We start from the raw sequence: 702 nt of genomic DNA, 5'->3' as shown, positions 1-702 counted from the left end.
GGCTGGGACCTCAAGGCGGCGGCCGGCGGTGACGCGGTCGACGGCGATTACGGCGTCGGCGGCTTCGCCGGCCTGCAGGAATTGCGCGACCTCAACAAGCCGGTCATCGCTTGCGTCAACGGCATGGCGGTCGGCGGCGGCTTCGAGCTGGCGCTGTCCTGCGATCTCATCTACGCCGCCGACCATTCCTCCTTCGCGCTGCCCGAGATCCGCGCCGGCACGCTTGCCGATGCCGCGACGATCAAGCTGCCGAAGCGCATTCCCTACCATGTCGCCATGGACCTCCTGCTCACCGGCCGCTGGATGGATGTCGCCGAGGCGCATCGCTGGGGCCTGGTCAACGAGGTGCTGCCCAAGGAGAAGCTCGAGGACCGCGTATGGGAGATCGCCCGGCTGCTCGCCAGCGGCCCGCCGCTGGTCTTCGCCGCGATCAAGGAGACCGCGCGCGTGGCCGAGGCGCTGACCTTCCAGGACGCGATGAACAAGGTCACGCGCCGGCAATTGGCGACCGTCGATTTGCTCTACGGGTCGGAGGACAATATGGAAGGGTTCCGGGCGTTTGCCGAGAAGCGCGATCCGGTGTGGAAGGGCAGATAGTCTCGCAGCCGATGGCGTTCCTTCCCATCCCCCTCTGCCCTGCCGGGCATCTCCCCCTCAAAGGGGGGAGATCGGATGTCGCGAAGGCTTTCGCCAGTCTCAGAC

General features: G+C 67.2%; 1 protein-coding gene. It reads left to right on the top strand.

All coding sequences use genetic code 11. The annotated features are described in order from the left end of the window. The coding region (locus EOA33_RS37535; RefSeq protein WP_127407837.1) for an enoyl-CoA hydratase-related protein at window positions 1–597 on the top strand (597 nt) is incomplete at its 5' end. Window positions 598–702: the final 105 nt, after the last annotated feature.

It is taken from the genome of Mesorhizobium sp. M4A.F.Ca.ET.050.02.1.1, from assembly GCF_003997725.1.
Taxonomy (GTDB): Bacteria; Pseudomonadota; Alphaproteobacteria; order Rhizobiales; family Rhizobiaceae; genus Mesorhizobium.
This window is presented reverse-complemented; position numbering and strand designations above follow the sequence as displayed.